General features: G+C 40.9%; 15 protein-coding genes. 10 read left to right on the forward strand and 5 right to left on the reverse strand.

Going from position 1 to position 20,128, the window contains the following annotated elements; all coding sequences use genetic code 11:
* Nucleotides 1-127 precede the first annotated feature (127 nt).
* Nucleotides 128-1,339 (reverse strand): nicotinate phosphoribosyltransferase, encoded by a 1,212-nt coding sequence (gene pncB, locus AC20MK_RS05095; protein ID WP_487356898.1) that lies wholly within the window; start codon nt 1,337-1,339, stop codon nt 128-130.
* 115 nt (nt 1,340-1,454) lie between these two features.
* Between pncB and AC20MK_RS05100 the strand changes: the two genes are divergently transcribed.
* A complete protein-coding gene (locus AC20MK_RS05100) occupies nt 1,455-2,324 on the forward strand; it encodes a DMT family transporter (RefSeq protein ID WP_487356899.1) in 870 nt (289 codons plus the stop codon).
* Between the two features lie 648 nt (nt 2,325-2,972).
* On the opposite strand, the gene AC20MK_RS05105 is transcribed toward AC20MK_RS05100, so the two are convergent.
* Genes AC20MK_RS05105 through AC20MK_RS05115 form a run of 3 tightly spaced genes read right to left on the reverse strand, consistent with a single transcriptional unit; the run spans nt 2,973 to nt 6,320 of the window.
* The gene (locus AC20MK_RS05105; protein ID WP_487356900.1) at nt 2,973-4,280 is read right to left on the reverse strand and encodes an ABC transporter permease; all 1,308 of its coding nucleotides are present in this window, start codon (nt 4,278-4,280) and stop codon (nt 2,973-2,975) included.
* Between the two features lie 26 nt (nt 4,281-4,306).
* Nucleotides 4,307-5,566 (reverse strand): COG1361 S-layer family protein, encoded by a 1,260-nt coding sequence (locus tag AC20MK_RS05110; RefSeq protein ID WP_487356901.1) that lies wholly within the window; start codon nt 5,564-5,566, stop codon nt 4,307-4,309.
* A gap of 16 nt (nt 5,567-5,582) precedes the next feature.
* A complete protein-coding gene (locus tag AC20MK_RS05115) occupies nt 5,583-6,320 on the reverse strand; it encodes an ABC transporter ATP-binding protein (RefSeq protein WP_487356902.1) in 738 nt (245 codons plus the stop codon).
* A 91-nt stretch (nt 6,321-6,411) separates the two neighbouring features.
* Between AC20MK_RS05115 and AC20MK_RS05120 the strand changes: the two genes are divergently transcribed.
* The 4 genes from AC20MK_RS05120 (at nt 6,412) to AC20MK_RS05135 (ending at nt 11,382) form a co-directional block, all read left to right on the forward strand.
* Nucleotides 6,412-7,188: a hypothetical protein gene (locus tag AC20MK_RS05120; RefSeq protein ID WP_487356903.1), complete on the forward strand. Its 777-nt coding sequence runs from the start codon at nt 6,412-6,414 to the stop codon at nt 7,186-7,188.
* On the forward strand, nt 7,185-7,466 hold the full coding sequence (gene sso10a / locus AC20MK_RS05125) for an Sso10a family chromatin protein (protein ID WP_487356904.1): 282 nt from the start codon (nt 7,185-7,187) through the stop codon (nt 7,464-7,466). Before AC20MK_RS05120 ends, sso10a begins: the two co-directional genes overlap by 4 nt.
* Before the next feature lie 224 nt (nt 7,467-7,690).
* Complete coding sequence (locus AC20MK_RS05130; RefSeq protein ID WP_487356905.1) at nt 7,691-7,987, forward strand: carboxymuconolactone decarboxylase family protein; 297 nt, start codon at nt 7,691-7,693, stop codon at nt 7,985-7,987.
* Between the two features lie 248 nt (nt 7,988-8,235).
* Nucleotides 8,236-11,382, forward strand: a complete 3,147-nt coding sequence (locus tag AC20MK_RS05135; RefSeq protein ID WP_487356906.1) for a tetratricopeptide repeat protein — start codon at nt 8,236-8,238, stop codon at nt 11,380-11,382.
* 127 nt (nt 11,383-11,509) lie between these two features.
* Here AC20MK_RS05135 and AC20MK_RS05140 read toward each other — a convergent pair whose 3' ends face one another.
* The gene (locus AC20MK_RS05140; protein WP_487356907.1) at nt 11,510-12,772 is read right to left on the reverse strand and encodes a diaminopimelate decarboxylase; all 1,263 of its coding nucleotides are present in this window, start codon (nt 12,770-12,772) and stop codon (nt 11,510-11,512) included.
* A gap of 160 nt (nt 12,773-12,932) precedes the next feature.
* Between AC20MK_RS05140 and AC20MK_RS05145 the strand changes: the two genes are divergently transcribed.
* The 5 genes from AC20MK_RS05145 (at nt 12,933) to AC20MK_RS05165 (ending at nt 20,112) form a co-directional block, all read left to right on the forward strand.
* Entirely contained in the window at nt 12,933-13,670 is a 738-nt protein-coding gene (locus tag AC20MK_RS05145) for a Sir2 family NAD-dependent protein deacetylase (RefSeq protein ID WP_487356908.1), read from the forward strand.
* A 53-nt stretch (nt 13,671-13,723) separates the two neighbouring features.
* A complete protein-coding gene (locus tag AC20MK_RS05150) occupies nt 13,724-15,136 on the forward strand; it encodes a TIGR00297 family protein (RefSeq protein ID WP_487356909.1) in 1,413 nt (470 codons plus the stop codon).
* A 97-nt stretch (nt 15,137-15,233) separates the two neighbouring features.
* Nucleotides 15,234-15,629 (forward strand): Mov34/MPN/PAD-1 family protein, encoded by a 396-nt coding sequence (locus AC20MK_RS05155; RefSeq protein WP_487356910.1) that lies wholly within the window; start codon nt 15,234-15,236, stop codon nt 15,627-15,629.
* Between the two features lie 479 nt (nt 15,630-16,108).
* Entirely contained in the window at nt 16,109-18,337 is a 2,229-nt protein-coding gene (locus tag AC20MK_RS05160; RefSeq protein ID WP_487356911.1) for a hypothetical protein, read from the forward strand.
* A 62-nt stretch (nt 18,338-18,399) separates the two neighbouring features.
* A complete protein-coding gene (locus tag AC20MK_RS05165) occupies nt 18,400-20,112 on the forward strand; it encodes a COG1361 family protein (protein ID WP_487356912.1) in 1,713 nt (570 codons plus the stop codon).
* The last annotated feature ends 16 nt before the right edge of the window (nt 20,113-20,128 follow it).

Below are 20,128 nucleotides of genomic sequence, written 5' to 3' on the forward strand. Positions count from 1 at the left end.
TTTAAATAGGGAGCCGAAGACGAGAATGCAACTTCCATGATTTCTCGCTGGACATCGATTACTGCAATGTTTCGAGATAACTTTTTATAAAAAATAGAATTATAATTTTTACGTTAAGTATTGATTCTCAATCGTCCAGCCCTTTTATGCCAAATATATAATTAGCCACCCTCAAAGCATCCTTGTCTCCGGTAGCCTTTTCCACTGAATCGCTAAGTTTCACCACCGGGATGCCATCGATCTTGTGTAGCTTGATGACCATGTTCAGAGGAGGGTTGTAACTGAAAAAGTCCGAATTGTTCGTCAGTGTTGTGCCAATACCGAAACTGCAATTTATTCTGCCACTACAATATTCTTTCAGTTTTACAGCATCACTTACATGTAGTGAATCACTGAAAACTAGCACTTTTTTCATGGGGTCGATGCCAAGCTTCTTGTAATGTTCGATGACATCATCTGCGAATTTGACCGGGTCACCACTGTCATGTCTGACACCGTCATAAAGTTTTGCAAGCCCAAGGTTGAAGTTCCTGAAGAAAGGCTTTGAACCGAAAGTGTCACTGAGGGCAATACTAAGATCACCTTTGTACACCTTTACCCAGTTATCAAAAGCAAACTTGTTCGCATTCCTTAGGCCTACAAGGGCGGAATTTCCCATTATCCATTCATGGCCAATGGTACCTATCGGTCTCACGCCATACTTCTTTGCAAAATATACATTGCTAGTGCCGGAAAATGAATCCAGTTTATGAAGAACCTCGACCACTTTATCATGTAATTTGAACCCTCTTCGGCGGCGGGTCCCAAATTCTGAGAACACACAGCCATTGGAATCCAGTTCCTTTCCCATCTCGCCTATGAAACTACCATAATTGTCCATTAGAGCATTTTCAGGTTCATCGGAAGCGGATGCAGATATATCTCTTCCTTTAGTATTCACTAACGTAAAATAAAGTTCCGAAATGGTTGACATGAGCACGATCTCCCACAATATGGAACTGTGCCACGGACCATCGATACAGAGTTCAAGTTCATTCTCTTCTGTCAGAAATATCTTCACTTCTTTCGGATCGAAACGGAAGTTCTTCAGGTATTCAATATATGAGGGTTTGAAAAAAGGACAATTGTCTTTGAGCCAGATAGATTCATCCTCGGAAAGTGCCATTTTAGAAATATCCTCATCGATGGTACGCCTAAGCTCATTTGCGAACTCCTCTGTAAAACTCTGACCGCCCCTATTGATGAAGCGGTATTCAGCGCGTGCATCCGGGAACAGTTCTAACACTGCCATCTGCATTGTAAACTTATAAAGGTCATTGTCCAGTATCGATCGGGTCACTTGAGGTCTTCCCTGATTTGAATTACCTATAGGATTCTACATATCGAAACCAATATATAAAAGGACAGGCTCTCAAGAGGAACTCGCTAAAAAAGGAAACAACGGGAACAAAATAATGGAAGATCGGACAAAAGGCATCATCTACATGCTGACGACCGTTATACTCTGGGGTTTCTCGTTCATAGGTACAAAGGTCCTGCTGAATTATCTGGATCCTGCGATCATAGGTTTCTTACGTTTTTTCATTGCAACAATTCTTCTATCTGCTATTTGCAGAAAAAAAGCGGATTATACAAGAAAAGAACTGCAATACGTCATTATCGCCGGTTTTCTGGGAATTACAAGTTTTTACATGTTCGAGAATGTGGCACTCACTCATACAACGGCCACGAACGCATCCTTAATAAGTGCTACCGTGCCAGTGTTCTTCTTGCTCACAGTTGATACGCTAAAGCGCACATTTTCAAGACCCATCAAATACCTGGGAGCGGTCATTGCTTTTGCAGGAGTCGGATTACTGATACTTAACGGAAAATTCAACCTTGCACTTAATCCCCTTGGTGATCTTCTAATGTTCGGCTCGGTCTTCTCATGGGTCTTCTACACTACCATAATAGATAAATTAAGATCGAAGGATGTGCTCATCCTTTCCCGTGACATCACTCTGTTCGGTACGATCTTCCTGTTCCCATTTGCACTTTTTGAGGCAAGGAACATGAGGATCGATATTGTTTCACAGTCTGACCTTCTGATAGCGATGTTTGCTCTCATGTATCTGGCTTTCTTCGCTTCTGCTCTTGCATTCCTATTATGGAACAAGGCAATAGGTCTCACAGGTTCAAGCACAACTACCAATGGGCTTTACCTTGTTCCTCCAATAACCATTCTTGGAGATAGCATAATTTTTGGGAACATACCTAATATATATGCTCTTGTGGGAGCGGTATTGGTTCTTACAGGTGTGTATCTTTCAGAAAGAACTTAAAAGCAATTATGCATCGTCTTGATCATATAGTTAATTTTATATGACATCGGAACTAATGAAATATTACTCATGGGGGTGAGGGATTTGATTATGGTTACTTTCAGTTACAATGGAGGTAATACCATGGAATCAGTAGTAAAACAAACATCAAATGGACCATTTGTTCTATTCGTATCAATACTTCTGGCAGCTTTTGCAGGATTTGCAATACAGATGTATTGATCTTCCTTTTTTTAGCATAAACACAACATTTTCACTCGAATACTCATGAAATATCACATCTGGAAGCATCTTCACCTGTTATATCATCCCGATAGACCTTTCGCCTTTTAACTGCCCTGTTCTTGTAGCCACATATGATGAAGATACAATCAAGTTTGATGAAGTTCTCACATTTTCTACATTCTATATATTCAATATCTTTGTTAAGCTATGGGCAGTTCTCTATCCATCCTTCAAGCATGATCAGTTCTCCCCTAAATTAAGTATTATGAGATCGTCTCATGAAGATATTTGTGTAGGTGAAATATATGGATTGCTATAAAAAAGAATAGAACGAGAATTAGTAGATCCCGTTCTGAATTTTAAGTTTATTGCTTTTGTTCGAGTACCTATATTGATAGTCCCATACAGATCATTTCAATGAACTCATTCATATCTCAAAGCATCCACAGGATTCAACTTCGCTGCACTCTTTGCCGGCATGAAACCTGCGACAAGACCAACTCCTATGGATACCAGGGTGGCCACAATCGTAGCCTTTACGCTCAACGTGAATACGAAAGGTATCTTCAATTGCATTGATATCAGGTACACTATCACTTGTACAAATGCGGTTCCAAATATGATCCCTATCAAACCGCCTACAAGCCCTATCAATGCAGCATTGCAGAGGAATATCAGAAGAACATCCTCATTTCTGGCACCTATGGCTTTCATAATGCCTATCTCTTTAGTCTTTTCAAGCACGGAAGTGAACATTGTATTGGCAATACCAACAGAACCCACTAATAATGATATTCCTGCAATGAACGCAAGGAATGCGGTCAGACCTGATATCAGTTTATTTGTGCTTTCCATCATTTCCTGCTGTGAATATATATAGAAATCCTTTGTGTCCTCATTGACACGTCTTGATAACTTGAGCTTTTTGTCCATTTCATCAAGTGCAGGTTGTAGCTCTGCATTCTTGTAGAGTTTAACTTCTATGGATCCATAGACGTCTTTTTTCAGATTCGAATATTCATCATCCTGAGCCATTACGTACATGTCTTCATATGGCATGAAAACACTGCTGCCAAAAAGACCTCCCATTCCACCAAGAAGACCATCACCCTTTGCGAGAATGCCTACAACACGATATGACCTTCCGTTCAACAGAATAAGCTGATTAATTCTTATCTTCTTATCCTTGAATGCTTCATTGGCAAGATTATCAGATATAACGACCACATTTTTGTCGCCTGCTTTAAGCAACCTTCCCTCTCCTATATCTTCGGTGGTCATCTTTGACCAGACCTTCGGGTCAACACCGCTTATGTATACTGATGTCTCTTCATTGCCCATACTCAGCATGGCACCAGACTCAACTTTTACATTGATGTATTCGATGGCAGATATTCTTTCAAGGGTTTGCACATCTTTTTTTGTCAATTGTGCTTGAGATAGTGAATCGGGATCATCAATGTACTGATTCGTTTCTTTGTCCTCGACCACAGGTTCGCCAACACCTTCATCCTCATTCATCTCAAAAGGAACAGAAGCAAAAATGGTTATAGTGTCTCCTCCAAAATCTTCAAGTGTTTTCGTTACTTGATCCTGAAAATATTCGCCGGTAGTTACAACTGTCATAACAGAAGCTATGCCGATAACAACACCTATAATGGTCAGCCAACTGCGTAATTTGTTGGCCTTGACCATATTCAGTGAGATTTTGAATATCTTTTTAGGTTTCATTTTTTCACATCTCAGGAACGGACCTATCAGAGCTTTTTCTTCTTATATATAACAAAACCTGCACCACCAAGAAGCGCAAGTGTCAGAAGAAGTAAATTGTTGATACCTCCTGAAGAATTGCTCTTAACAGCGCTTTGTGATGCATCAGGCCTTGATGCATAAACTGACAATTCCTTGTCCTGTAACTCTCTTTCTCCATCACTTGAAGTATAGGCTATCTGGAATTTCAAAGGCAAGGACTCGCCATAGTTGTCAGGGATCAATCCAAAATCTGCAAGTGTATAATCACCTTTCTGAAGACTGCCCAGAACTACAGAATTAGAACCACTCCTCATACTCCATCCCTCTTGCTCAGGAATGGATACGGTAACTGAACTCGCCCGATTGTTACCAATGTTGGATATTGAGAATGAATATTCTCCACCCATGGTCTGTTCAACGAATAGGATGTCGAAATCCGTTCCACCTCCAATGTAGATGCCTGCTTTACTTTCAATGGTCTTACGTTTCTGGTTCTCAAGTGTTCCAGCCTGTGTTATTGTTTGTAGTTCTTCGACATCATCATAAGTGAGTTTCATATCAAGTTTATACAAGCCAGGCTTAGTGTTAACATTGGTCAACACCTGAAAATCAACTGTTGCATTCCCATCGATATCAATAAAATTGATGTATTTCACATTACTTGAGCCGACAGGCAAAATAAGGTCGCTTGTGCTTTCCCAGGAGAACATTGCGTTCTTTAGCGGAGAGTTACCAACATTCTTTACCACGAATGACAGATTCGTTTTCTTGCCAGGTACCAGTTTTTCAAGGCTGATGGATTCTATCTCAGCATTTGATTCACTATCAACATCGATATAGAACTCACGGGAAATGCAGATATTGTCTTTGTTGCCTTGTTCATATACCAGCACTTCTAGGGGATACTGGCCTGCATTGACATTGTTATCAACAAGCATTTCAAATTTTACGACCTTGCTTCTATCATCCTCATAACGCCTTCCCAATTTTCCTACATTTTCAATGAGACTCGAGCCTGATACTTTCTTGAATGGATATTTTGGAACTACTTCAACAACAAGGTTTCCTGTTTCACTTGAACCGGTATTCTGGATGGAATACCTTATTTCAAGGACATCACCCGGTTTTACAGGATCAGGTTTCTGGTTGAGCATATCTACCATTATTCCTTTATCAAGGGCATTTATTGCCATGGCACTTTGCCCGAAGGGCACTATAATGACCATGCAGAGGATCATTATTTTAATGATGAATTTTAATTTCATAGCAAGGTCTCCTTTTTCAAATATTATTATTTTGATCATCGATCTTCGATGAATTGTCATTTATCTCATCGTGAACCACCATACCGTCCTTTAGAACGATATGTCTTGCAGCGTATTGTGCAAGGTCCATGTCGTGGGTCACCATCACTACGGTCTTACCTTTCTCTTTCCACAAACGATAGAGGATCCCCATTACATCACGTCCGGTCTTACTATCCAGAGCGCCGGTGGGCTCATCCGCAAGAATAAGTTCAGGGTCGCATGCCAGGGAACGTGCAATTGAGACACGTTGTTGTTGTCCACCTGAAAGCTGGCTTGGTCTGTTGTTCAGTTTGTCAGACAATCCTACAAGTTCAAGGGCTTCGGTTGCTTTTTCCAGAGCAATGTCATCTTCAACTTCCTGTATCTCCAATGGAAGGAGGACATTCTCAAGAGCTGTCATTCCGGGAATTAGGTTGTACTGCTGGAAAACAAAACCGATGGTCTTGCCCCTGAGAGTTGAAAGATCGGATTCGGTCATATCTGCTATATTTCTGGACTTTAAGAAAATATCACCTTTGGAAGGGACATCAAGACATCCTACAAGGTTCATCATTGTGGATTTACCACTGCCGGAAGGGCCGATGATAGCAGTGAACTCGCCGTATTCTATCTCGATACTAACTTTTTTCAGGGCATCTACCTGCACTTCACCCATTTGGTATATCTTCCAGACATCACGAAATTCTATCAGCGGTTCTGTCATATCTTGCATACTAATTGTACGTGTATAAAAGCAAGGGGTAGTTGAAAAATATAGTTCAACTACATTTTCTTTATATATTACCCAGATTATAGCTACAACCATGGATCTAAGCGTTCTTAATTCAACAATACCACAAGAGCTATTGGATCTATCTACCGAGATCAATTCGAGCTATACTACAACAGATATTGTGCTTGATCTGATCTCATATCCATTGATGGCGATTCTTGCACTGATGATATACCTGGAGATCTCGAAGATATATTCTATCAGTCAGTATCAGGGACTTAAACATTTCAAGAACGCTTTTTTGTTCTTTGGAATAGGGAATCTTTCATTCCTTACAGTTGTGATCTCATTTATAATGCTGAAATTCTCCATTTTAATAGGAACATATTTTTTTCTTATTGTGGGAGTACCTGCATTGGTCCTTGCTTTATTTGGATTTTGGATAGCCAGGTCTGAATTGCTTTACACAATTACATGGAGGCATTTTGATTCCATCTCGACAAAGAGGGTAATCAAAGCATTATTTTTCATAGGTCTGATGTTCTTTGTATTCATAGATCTGATTCTCTATAGTTTATTGAGCGAAGCATATGGATTTGCAGTGGGAATGGTCTATAAAGGTTTAATTTTTGCTTTGATACTATTATTAATTAAGAGCAATCTTAGGTCTTCCGGAAGGATGGGGTCAATAAAGCATCCATATTATCTAGGGCTTATCATGCTTTTTACATTGAATTTTTTGGGGATTTTTGCAGACCTCATAGCAGAGTCCAGCATTGCGACAATTTTTATAAATGGGCTTACAATTACCGCTTACATAATTATCCTTAAAGGTATTAGAAAATGGAGTCGCATTCTAACAATATGAAACCTTTCCAGAAAAGAAGCCGTCTGGAGATCATAAGGGATATTCTTAAAGTTATACGCGAATCCAATAACTCCATCAGTCCAACAAAACTCCAAAGGTTCTCAAATCTTTCTTTTCAGATGTTCGAAGAATATGTGAACGATCTTGAAAAAAAAGGACTTATTGAAGTTAAACCTTATAAGGAAAAAAGGAAGATCTATTCGCTTACAGATAAGGGGAGAGCTTTTCTGGATAAATATCAGGATTTTGTGAATTTCCTTGCAGATTTTGGTCTCTGAATAACGCATACATTTTTTTAAATCTTTCTGATATGTCTTAATACATCCTCCTTCTAAAAATTAAAGTTCTGAGAATGTACTAGTATGTAGATACAATATTCCTGTCATTGTTGACTTCCAAAACATGATGGTGGAAAAAGCTATGTATAAGTTATATACAAAGTCATATGTTCACTATCGAAAAAAACAATAATTGAAACAATCTTAATTATGGAGGTCTATATATGACATTCTTAGATGATAAAATGCCAGAAGCTTCTAAAGCCTTTGGAGATCTGCGATCTGCTATATTCAGGGCAAACGCGCTTGACATAAAAACAAAAGAACTTATTGCAGTTGCATCAGCAGTTCTTATGCGCTGCGAAAAATGTGTAAAGATCCATTCAGAAAGGGCAAAAGAGAAAGGTGCAACTGAAAGCGAAATAGCCGAATCGATTTCCATTGCAATGTTCATAGCAGCCGGATCACAATTACACTGGACAGATGCATATGACGAAATACTTGATGGCACAGAAGAGTGAGAAATAAAAGTAGGACTATCATATTTTTAATGAAATGATCAGGCTGTGGTGGTGTCTGATCATGTTGTGCAATTCTGGTATACACTCATAAATAAATATTACATATATATTTTATAACTTTTTTAAAAAGGGACAAATGGAATCTATATAATATTTTAGAAGATAGAAACATTTGATCAAGAATAATATTTATATATGAAAAAGTGAGATATATCTGTGATTTATTTTTATCTTGGGGTGGTACATTAATGAATAAATCGGCATTTAGTCTAGTTATAATTACTATAATATTAGTAACAAGTATTCCTGCTCAATGTATGGGGTATGATGCCAGATCCTTCAATGATGAGGGTGTGGCTCTGACATTGAATGGAACCTATGATAGGGCAATTGCGAAATATGATCTTGCACTTGTATCCGATCCCGATTCCCGAATTGCACTGGAAAATAAGGCCGCAGCTCAATTTCTTTTAGGAGATTATGATGGGGCTATTACCACTTACGATCATATTCTAATGTTACAACCCGAGTCTCCACTTATTCTTACTAAAAAAGGCATAGCACTGGAAAAAAAAGGAGATTATGGAGCTGCTATTGATACATATGATAGAGCTCTTATGTACCTTACTAGATATATTTCAAACATCACTCTGAATGAAACAAGCGAATTGAACGGATCAACTTCCACAACTTCCATTGTAGAAGAGCTTGGAGTTGACGAATCAATGATACTGTATCATAAAGCCAAGTCTCTTGAAGGACTTGGAAGGACTGAAGAAGCAATTCTACTTTATGAAAAATTCATTGAGATACAGCTTGAGCATTCAGCAACCCTTTATGAAAAAGGTATTAACTTTGCAGAAGACGGTAAGTCGGAACAAGCTATTGCATTTTATGATGAAGCACTACAGGTAGATCCTGATAATACGACCATCTGGTACTCAAGAGGACAGGCATATGATAGCCTTGGTCTCTATGAAGAAGCTATTGTATCCTATGACAAAGCGATAGAGTTCGAGCCCAACGATGTGAATGCATGGTGGAACAAGGCGCTTGACTATGACAAGCTCGATAAAAAGGAAGATGCGATCATCGCTTATAAGGAAGTACTTATTCTTGATCTTTACAACGCAGAAGCATGGTTCAACCTTGGGGTTGCATTTGAAGCTACTGGCAATTATTTCGAAGCAATAAACAGTTTTGAACAAGTTATATTGCTCGATCCTGACAATCTTGATGCATGGCACAAAAAGGGACTTGTTCTCAATAAAGTTGGAAGGTTCGATGAAGCACTGGTCAGTTATGATAGTGCATTGAAGATCAATCCGGACAACATTGCTAAAATATATGCATCCAATCCAGCAATAGCAAGATTGAACACCAGTCAGCTTGCTGGATCTTTTGTGGCGACTCCTTCATTTAATAGTGATTCTGCAAAGATATGGTACGACAAAGGTACTCTTTATCTTGAACTAGGGGACTATGACGAAGCAGTCCTTAGCTTTGACAAGGTTCTTGAAAATGATCCAAAACATGCGATCGTATGGTATAAAAAAGCTATTGTACTCGATAAATTAGGAAATTATAATGCAGCTATCATATGCTACACTGAAGCATTGAAAAGAGACCCATCCAGTGCAAATGTGTGGTATCAGAAAGGATATGACCTTGATACTACTGGAAGGTATTCAGAGGCTGTTTCCTGTTATAAGAAAGCTGTAGAAATAGATCCACAGTTCACACTTGCATGGTATGCACTTGGTCTTGATCTTGCCCATATGGATGAACACAGCGAAGCGATCGCTGCATACGATCAGGTCATTGGGCAGAGCTCTACTTTTTCAGATGCCTACTATAGAAAGGGAAGAGCACTTGACAAGCTCGGCTTGTATCAAGATGCGATCGGAAGCTACAGTACTGCTATTTCATTAGATGCTTCCAATTCTGCTGCAAGTTTCCAGATGGAGGCAGATATCAGTCGAGTTGAAAGATCAAACCATTCATCTACCATTCCGAAACAGGATATAAGTCCTATTATAGATATTTTTGAGATCATAAAGAGTATCTCAGGCATTAATGATTATGATAAAGCCATAATGGAACAGAATGAGTTGGATCTTATTGGTGTCGTTCCCGATGGACACGATGCATGGGTTGCCAAAGGTGGTTCTTTATTTTCATCAGGAAGTTATGTTGATGCTCTGTCATCATACAATAAAGCGATATTGATCAAGCCAAACTCCAGTACTACTTGGTATATGAGAGGGCAGACATATGAAATGCTTGGAGATAGGTCCAGAGCAATAAACGATTACGAAAAAGCCGTTGATATCGACAGCAGCTATAAAGATGCCTGGTTCGCTCTCGCACAGAACGCCTACAAGTCAAGTAATTATTATTATGCGATCCAGGCGTATGACAGCCTCTTAAAGATCGATCCGGAAAACAAGGCCGCCTTGCTTCAGAAAGGTCAAGCTTATGATAAGATCGGTCTTTATAGAAATTCACTGGCTTCTTACAACAAACTTCTAACGATTGATAAAGGTAACACTGAAGCATGGTATCTTAGGGGAGCTGCTTCCTATAATCTTGGAAATTTCGAGGAAGCTGTGTATTCCTATGATAAGTTCCTTGTATCAGATCCACAGAACATTGAAGTGCTACTTGAACAGTCTCTTGCACTAGAGGGTCTTGGACGCTTTGAAGATGCGATCATTAATTATGATGAAGTATTGACGTTGAAAGTAAACGATTCATCGGTGCTTATGAAGAAGGGCAATGTTTACGAAAAGCTTGGGCTTTACAAGGATGCGAATGATTGCTACGATATCGTTCTGTCAAATGAACCGGCGAACAGTCTCGCATTGAGCAGGAAAGGTTTCAACCTATATATGATTGGAGATTATACCGGCGCAATGGACCATTATGATAAGGTAATTGCCATAAATCCATACGATGCTGCTGCATGGTACAACAAGGGTAATTTGGCTTATCTGACAAGTAGTTACTCAGGTTCGACACAGTTCTACCTCAAAGCTGTTGAATTGCAACCAAATAGTATCACAGCATGGTATAACCTCGGATATATAGCCAATATACTCGGTGATGTGGAGACCGCAATAACATACTACGAAAAGGCACTATCTATCGATCCAAATGCTGCTTCTGCATTGTATAACAAAAGGTTTGCACATTATAGGGTGGGAGAATCGGTTTCTGCGGAAACTGAACGCAAGAAGCTGGATGTACTCGATCCTGACTTCATAGCAGCGCTTGACGACAGAGGGACAAAGTTCTTTACGCCGGATGAATATGATCCAGCGATCGTGTATGAACTGCCAAGCAGATGGTATGATGGTGAAGACCTGCTGGAAACAAATTCAGTAAAGGAATGAGAACTCAAAGGTCCATTCCTTTTTTTTAAAAGCAAAGAATACCTTTTCTGATAACTAAAATAAAAGAGAACAAAAAAATGCATATACTGAAATTGAGTTTTCAGAATATGCATAGATTCATCTAAGTTCAGCTGAAATCCTCAAGACCATCAAGGTCAAGGGTTGCAAAGTGATCTTCAATTGTTTCTGCTCTTCTGATCTGGACAACGCTGTTGTCCTCTCTTAACAGTAATTCAGCAGAACGGAGTTTACCGTTGTAGTTGAATCCCATTGCATGGCCGTGAGCTCCGGAATCATGGATCACAAGAAGGTCACCACGCTCTATTTCAGGGAGCATCCTGTCAATTGCGAACTTATCGTTGTTCTCACAGAGTGAACCTGTAACATCATAAAGATGGTCTTCCGGTTCGCTCTCCTTTCCAAGAACGGTTATGTGGTGGTAAGCACCGTAAAGTCCCGGTCTCATGAGATTTGCCATGCATGCATCGGTTCCGACATAGTCCTTGTAGATATGTTTAAGATGCCTTACTTCAGTGACAAGATATCCGTAAGGGCCTGTGATAGTCCTACCACATTCAAGGTATATCTTCAACGGGTCAAGACCGTTCGCCTTGATGCTCTTCTCATATTCATCACGTACGCCTTCTGCGATGACGTGATAAGGAACAGCTTCCTGGTCTGGTCTGTATGGGATACCTATTCCGCCACCAAGATTGACGAAATCGAAACGAATATCAAGCTCTTTTGAGATCTCAACTATGACTTCAAAGAGCAGTTTTGCCGTCTCGACAAAATATGATGGTTCGAGTTCGTTCGATGCCACCATTGTGTGAAGACCAAAACGCTTGACACCTTTTTCTTTCAGAATTCTGTATCCTTCAAAAAGCTGCTCTTTTGTAAATCCATACTTTGCTTCTTCTGGATTTCCAATGAAGGCATTCCCTCCCTTCAATGGGCCGGGATTGAACCTGAAACAAACAAGCTCAGGAAGCCCTGCTTCTTTTTCAAGGAACTCGATATGACTGATATCATCAAGATTAATGATCGCATCAAGTTCTTTGGCCTTGACAAATTCCTCTGCAGGAGTATCGTTAGAACTGAACATAATATTCTCGCCAACAATACCTGTCTTCTCTGCAAGCAGAAGCTCAGGAAGTGAACTGCAATCAGCACCAAAGCCTTCTTTTTTCAGTACCTTGAGTATGTAGGGGTTTGGGAGTGCCTTAACAGCAAAGAACTCTTGGAAGCCTTCTACTATACTAAAAGCATCCTTGAGTTTTCTTGCATTGGCTATGATCGCCTTTTCATCATAGATATGGAATGGGGTTGGAAACTGCTCCTTTATTTCCAGTATCTGTTCTTTTGTGAATGGAAGTGTCTTTGATGCCATATCCTTTAATTCTCCTTTACTGTTTCTGAAGCACTCTACTAACTTTAAAGTTAATACTATTTTCGATAAGGATAATTATTTCCGGTCAAGAGAGAAAGTAATAGGACAACATATGCAGGTGCTATAATGATTTTTATATGATGAAAGTTGGAATCTATCTATGAAAGAGTTATTCAGCCTTCTGGAGAACTCCAGATATTGTGTTGTCCTTACAGGTGCAGGAGTATCAACATTTTCAGGTATTCCGGACTTTCGGGGAAGTTCCGGAATATATAATGAATTTGATGCTGACCTCATTTTCTCTATCGACCACTTCAAGAAAGAACCATCATATTTTTACGGACATTCAAAGGACCTCATCTACGATCTTGAACACAGACAACCAAGTATCGTACATAAGGTGCTCTCTAGACTTGAAGGTAGAGGGATAATAAAAACTATAATAACCCAAAATATTGACATGTTGCACCAGAAGGCTGGTTCAAAGAATGTCATTGAAGTCCATGGTTCTCCACAAGAACATTCCTGCCTTACCTGCGGAAAGAAATATACTTACGAATTTATTGTAGCCTTGCTTAGAATAGAAGAGGTCCCGATCTGTAATGAATGTGGGGGACTGATAAAACCTGACATTATTTTCTATGGGGAACTGCTAAAGCAGGATGTAATTGAAAAAGCAATTGAAGAAAGTTCAAAGGCTGATCTTCTATTGGTTCTCGGATCGACCCTTGTGGTTCAACCTGCTGCCAGTTTGCCACTTTACACAATTGGAAATGGGGGAAATCTTGTTATTGTGAACAATATGGAAACGCCCCTTGATGGATATGCAATAGAGCTATACAAAGACCTTGGGGGTGTGTTCATTTCCATTGCAGAACATTTCGATATTGACCTTTAATAAAATTTTAATCAATAAACTATAATAATATACCTACAATATAGGACACCGAGATGAATTTGATACCGGATTTTATCAAAAGGAACGATCCATGTGCACACGGGCAGTTGGTACTGTCGATGATCTTCATGTTCACGTTCCTTGCATTCCCTTTTCTTAAGGTTAATGTTCTGATAATCATATTTCTGGTTATGCTTATTGCTTTCAGGTATCTTGAGATCAAGCCTCATCTATTGAAAAGTCTTGGCACGATGCTCAGGACGAGATCAACACAGGCATTTGTCGCTTCGATCCTAACACTGTTCATGGTAAGTTTCGTACTTGATTCCTTTGCCTGCAACTATCCGATATTCGTTGTAGGACAGGTCGTTGCCATCTCGACGATAGGATTAGGGTCTGCAACGTTGGTTCGCTGCCATAAGGAATCAACATACATGCCCCTCACTAAGGGAGGATCTCCGGAAGGCGATCTCAAAAATGATGAGCTGAGGATAAATTTCATACCCTCAAGCATTACGATGCTTATAGTCGGAATAATCTTTGCATCACTAGCTGGTTTTTGGATAGTCTACTGGCAGGGTGCGAATATATCCTATAATATGATATTCTTCGTGGCAGTGATAGGTTCGATAACTGCCGGATTGTTCGAATCGATCCCTTCAAAGATAGATAAGAACATATCTATCCCACTTGGTTCAGGTATGGCAATGTGGTTGTTCTTCTCATTTGGATATTCGATCCCAACAAACCAAGTATTGTTCGCACTTCTCTTTTCGATGTTCCTCGGTTATCTGGCATACTATGCAAAGATAGCTGATATCTCTGCTTCCCTTAGTGCAACCCTTATCGGTGTACTGATAATCGCATTCAGTAACATCTATTGGTTCATCCTCCTTCTGACATTTTTCATTCTTGGTGGAATGTTCACCAAATATAAGTACAAGCTCAAGGAATCAATGGGCATCGCAGAAGGAAAAGGTGGGGTTCGAACATACGAAAACGTGTTCAGTAACAGCACAGCTGCCCTTATACTTGCTATTGCGTATGGTATCTATCCCCAGTACGGCGAACTGATAATATTTGCATATCTTGGCACAGTAGCAACAGCTGCTGGCGATACTCTTGCAAGTGAGATCGGTACGACGGCACAACAGCAGCCAAGGATGATAACAAATCTGAAGCGCGTGCAAACCGGGATCGATGGCGGGGTGACATTCCTTGGTGAGCTTTCATCGATCGGCGGGTCCGCAATAATTGCAATTTTCGCTATCATGTTCGCAATGGTCGACAACTTTTATGCAGCTCTGGTAATAACGGTCGTTGGAGGATTTTTGGGTACGAACATCGATAGTCTGCTTGGAGCAACACTACAGAGTAGGGGCTTGTTGACCAATAGTGGTGTAAATTTCGTAGCTACTTTTGCAGGTGCAATTATTTCTGCAGGGATGTATGTGCTATTGTTCTAAAAAAGGTCGATGTTACAATGAAATTGTATTCTAAGCAGATCATATTTTTTACAATGATTCAGCAAAGTTCAAATATCTTCTAAAACAATTTCTAACTATGAAAATAAAAGGTATTGCCAGTGATACTCTGGATTTTATTCTGAAGGTAAGCGAATCATCCTCTCCGAATGAATTTGCCGGCTTGTTGCAGGCAAAAGATGGAGTGATCACAGAGATCCTCATACTGCCTGGAACAGAATCCAGCGAGATAAATGCTGTCATAAAGCTCTTTATGATGCCTAATGTTTCATCTGTCGGATCGGTTCACAGCCATCCAGGGCCTAATATAAGACCATCTGATGCAGACCTGAGACTATTTGGCAAAACAGGCAACTGTCATATTATTGTTGGCTATCCATACGATGAAAATAGCTGGCAATGCTACAATGCAGATGGTGAACCTGTAGAACTTCCAGTACTGGATGTTAAACTGGATGATGATGATATTCTTTGAATATACCCTTCTACATTATACAATTGAACAAGTTTCAGCAGTCAATTATTATTCAACTTATTTTTTAATGATCCTGATCTATCTGCAACATTCAACTGTTAATATCGGTTTTGGTTTTCATTTTCTCTTAGCAAAAGAAGATGCTGCTCCACATTCATCGAATTACGATTGCATCTATCATCATTAAAATTATTTGACACTTACTACGAGTACTTACCAGGCATACTAACTCTTCATCCGAACCCTGTGTTCTTGGAAGTTTATATTCTCTGCTGGATAATTTAGTATTGTAGTGGTACGGGTATGGTGCAGTTTGGCTATCGTAATTTGGTACGTTGCGAGAGTGTTTACTGTATTTGATATTTTCTCCCTTAGTGGAGGATCTAAACTTTCACCAGGATATACATAAATGTCCAGGTAAACTGCATCCATTTTGACCGCTCTGAACGAAACGAAATCTCAAGTTGGAGGTAAAAGGAATGCAAATTAAAACAATTCTTATTGTTGCAATGTTATGCCTTGCTATGTCTGGTATAGCAATTGCACCAGGAACTGGACAAGAAGAGCCAGCTGAAGAAGTATGTTGCTGGGCAAAGCCATGTGGCACCCCAGTTGAACAATGTGACAAAGAAACTACTTTTGTACTTTATGACTCAGAGGCCCGGATTGTAAAGACACTCCACGGCTATGTATATGTTGATATGGAATTCGACACTAACGGTCAGGGTCAGGAGATCATTACGACCAATGATGTCCGTCTTTCCAACTGGCATACAAATTACGAGCCTAACACCAAGGTCATGCCAAACGACATGGACAACCTCGATGTAATTGAGACTGTATACGATGCTCCAATATCATACGTCGATGTCAATGACAACGGCATGTATGATCTTTATGATGGTGTAGTCTATGATCTTGATGATGATGGTTTTGTTTCTGTCGGTGACATACTCCAGACAGATATCGCAGCAGTCGATGTCTACTCCCTTGAAGAGTTCGATGCCGGTGAATTTGTAGAGGCACAGGGAACCTATGGAAATGCATGGGACAGAGTAAATGCTGCTCACCCAGCTAAGGGAATGGAGCTTTTCGCAATCGGTAATGGTGTAGCATCTGAACTCATGAAATGGGTAGATGCAGATGACAGCAACGACTGGAGCCTTGATGACAAACTCTACCTCATTCAGCCTCACAGACTTGTAGCAAGCGCAGTTGAACAATTAGACGCTGTAAAAGGGGCAGAAGGATTTGATGAAGTAGTCACTATTGGTGACACCAGAGTCTACATCCCTGCAGACGATGACTGTATCCCTGAATGTGGTACAAAGGTCGTACAGGGTGACCACGATGCAACCTACATGTTAATGCAGAACCTCAATGCACAGCTCGCATACTACACCTTTGGTGGCGAAACTGAATGGTATGTTGATATGGATGCTGACAATTTTGTATCCTTTGGTGATGTCAGACTTACAGAGGTCTCCACACACTATGGACCAAACACCAAGGTAAAAGTATGTGATGAATTCGATCTTGGACATGACCTTACATGGGCAGACCAGACTCTTGTCAGGTATGTTGAGACAGATGGTCTCGAGGGATACACTCTCGGCGACGCAGTCTACATTGACGTTGCTGACAATGATGTTGTGGATGCAGGCGATATAAGGTTGGTTGAAGTCGAATCTTTCCTTCCAGGATTCCCTAACGCATTCGTATACGATGCATGGTCAGTTGTAGAATCCAACGATGCTGATGTTGACGATGTACTCAAAGGCATTGGTCTAGGCGATTCATACAACCCACTGAACATGTATCTCGGATACATTGACTCTGACTGTACCGGAACCTGGACCTGTCCAGATAAACTCTACATCCAGCAGATCACTGACGAAATCATGGATCTTGGTGTAACAGTAGGTGACCTCAGACTCTATGTGCCTGTGAATGATCCAAACAGTCCATTCTTTGGAATGGAAGACTGGCCAGAATGTGGTACCAAAGTAACATGTGCTGACATTGATGTTGAGTATGCAGTTACTTATGTATTCAGTAACTACGACCTCATAATGTTCGTCGACAGGAACAATGACGGTGAATTCACCGAAGGCGTCGACCACGTGTACATTGATATGGATGAATCCGGCGATGTAACTCTCTATGATGTCAGACTTACTGATGTTAGCATCAAGGAAGCATTCTATCCAAACAACACTAAAGTCATGACTCAGCATGATCTTGACCTCGGTGACACTTTGATGCCTTCAGACCTCTACGTTACAGTGTCTGATCTTGACCTCTTGGCTGTTGTGCCATACGTAGATATTGACGGCAATGACCCATGTGTAGACTTGCCATGCGAAAGCACACCATTCACAGTCAGTATGTTTGATAATGACTGCAGTGGTGACTGGACCTGTGTTGACGCTCTTTACCTGAGCATCGATGATGAGTTCTGTGAAGATGACTTCGCTGTGACCCACCAGGATATCAGACTCTTCATCCCACCAGAACTTATCTGCGAGAATGGTGAAGAACCTGATGATGAATGTGAATACCATGCATATGATGCAAATCAGGATGGCATGATCAGCATTGGTGAAGTAAGCAACGCAATCGATGACTACCGCGCAACACAAATCAGCATTGGAGTTGTAAGTGAACTAATTGATCTATACCGCACAGGTGGATCATACTGCGCATAAAACTGTGAATTGAGTGTAGGGGGATGAAATATCTCTCTCATTCAATTTATGGGGGGTTCAATATGAAAATATCCAAAAATATCAAAATGTTTGGAATCCTAAGTTTAGTGTGTCTATTGACATTCTCGATGATCTCAGCAGCAGCAGCAGCTCCTAATGTCTGCAGAGACCTTCCAACAAATGCCAACCCAGGTGACACCATAACTGTGACTCTGGACATAACACTTGATGGCGCCGACAAGACCGTCATCGAAGATAATGTACCTGCAGGATGGGTCGTAAGCAATCCATCAGGTAGTGGATCTGTCATTGATGCAAATACAGTAAGCTGGATTGACAGTAACAATGCACCAGGTGTCGCACAGTTTACCTATGATGTCACAATTCCTGGAAGTGCAGCACTGGGTACGTACACATTTAATGGTGAGTTCGACCTTGCAGTAGCAGCTCCTGGAGTTCAGCCAATCGACTGTGACACACAGATGAATGTCATTGCAGCACCAGATGGAGAACCAGAACCTACTGAATCAAATGTCTGCAGAGATCTTCCAGTAAGTGCCGTCCCAGGTGAAACAATAACTGTGATCTTGGACATTACACTTGATGGTGCCGACAAGACCGTTATCGAGGACAATGTACCTGCAGGATGGGTCGTAAGCAATCCATCCGGTAGTGGATCTGTCATTGATGCAAATACAGTAAGCTGGATTGACAGCAACGCAGCACCAGGTGTCGCACAGTTTACCTATGATGTCACAATTCCTGGAAGTGCAGCACTGGGTACATACACATTTAATGGTGAGTTCGACCTCGCAGTAGCAGCTCCTGGAGTTCAGCCAATCGACTGTGACACACAGATGAATGTCGTAGCAGGCGATATACCAGAACCTACTGAATCAAATGTCTGCAGAGACCTTCCAGTAAGTGCCGTCCCAGGTGAAACAATAACTGTGATTCTGGACATCACACTTGATGGCGCCGACAAGACCGTTATCGAGGACAATGCACCTGCAGGATGGGTCGTAAGCAATCCATCTAATGGTGGATCAATCGTTGATGCAAATACAGTAAGCTGGATCGATGCCAACTCAGCACCTGGCGCACAGGTAACCTATGATGTCACGATCCCTGGAGATGCAGCACTGGGTACGTACACATTTAATGGTGAGTTCGACCTCGCAGTAGCAGCTCCTGGACTCCAGACAATCGACTGTGAAACAGAGATGGATGTAGTGGAGGAAGTAGGCCCAGAACCAGGTATTGTGATCGAGCCTAACTGGAACTTCATATCAGTACCATTCGAACTGAACAACAGCAGTGTTGACTTTGTCCTTGCGGATATCAACTACACTAATCTGATGTACTGGAACAATTCAGGCGGTATCTGGGAAATACCTACCGACTTCGAGCCACTGAAAGCATACTGGATCGAGAGCAACGAAAGCGCTGATCAGCTGATCTCAAGCGAGCTTCTTGAACCAATTACACCATCTGTGCCACCTGTAATGACAGTGTATCCAGGATGGAATGCTATCGGTTATACCGATTCCATGACTGTTCTGCCAGCTGAAATTGCACTTGGTTCGATAGACGAATCTTACACGCAGGTCAAAGGTCCTTATGACCCTGCAACCGCGACCTATGAACAGATAGGCCACAATGGTCAAACTGGAGTTATCGCTGGTGTCCATGTAGGAACAGACGTCTTCGATATGAGCCCATATGAGGGATTCTGGGTATTTGTAACTCAGGAAGATCTCCTTGCAGGGTTCTAATGGAGGTATGAGACCG

The organism is Methanococcoides sp. DA23 (assembly GCF_057593895.1).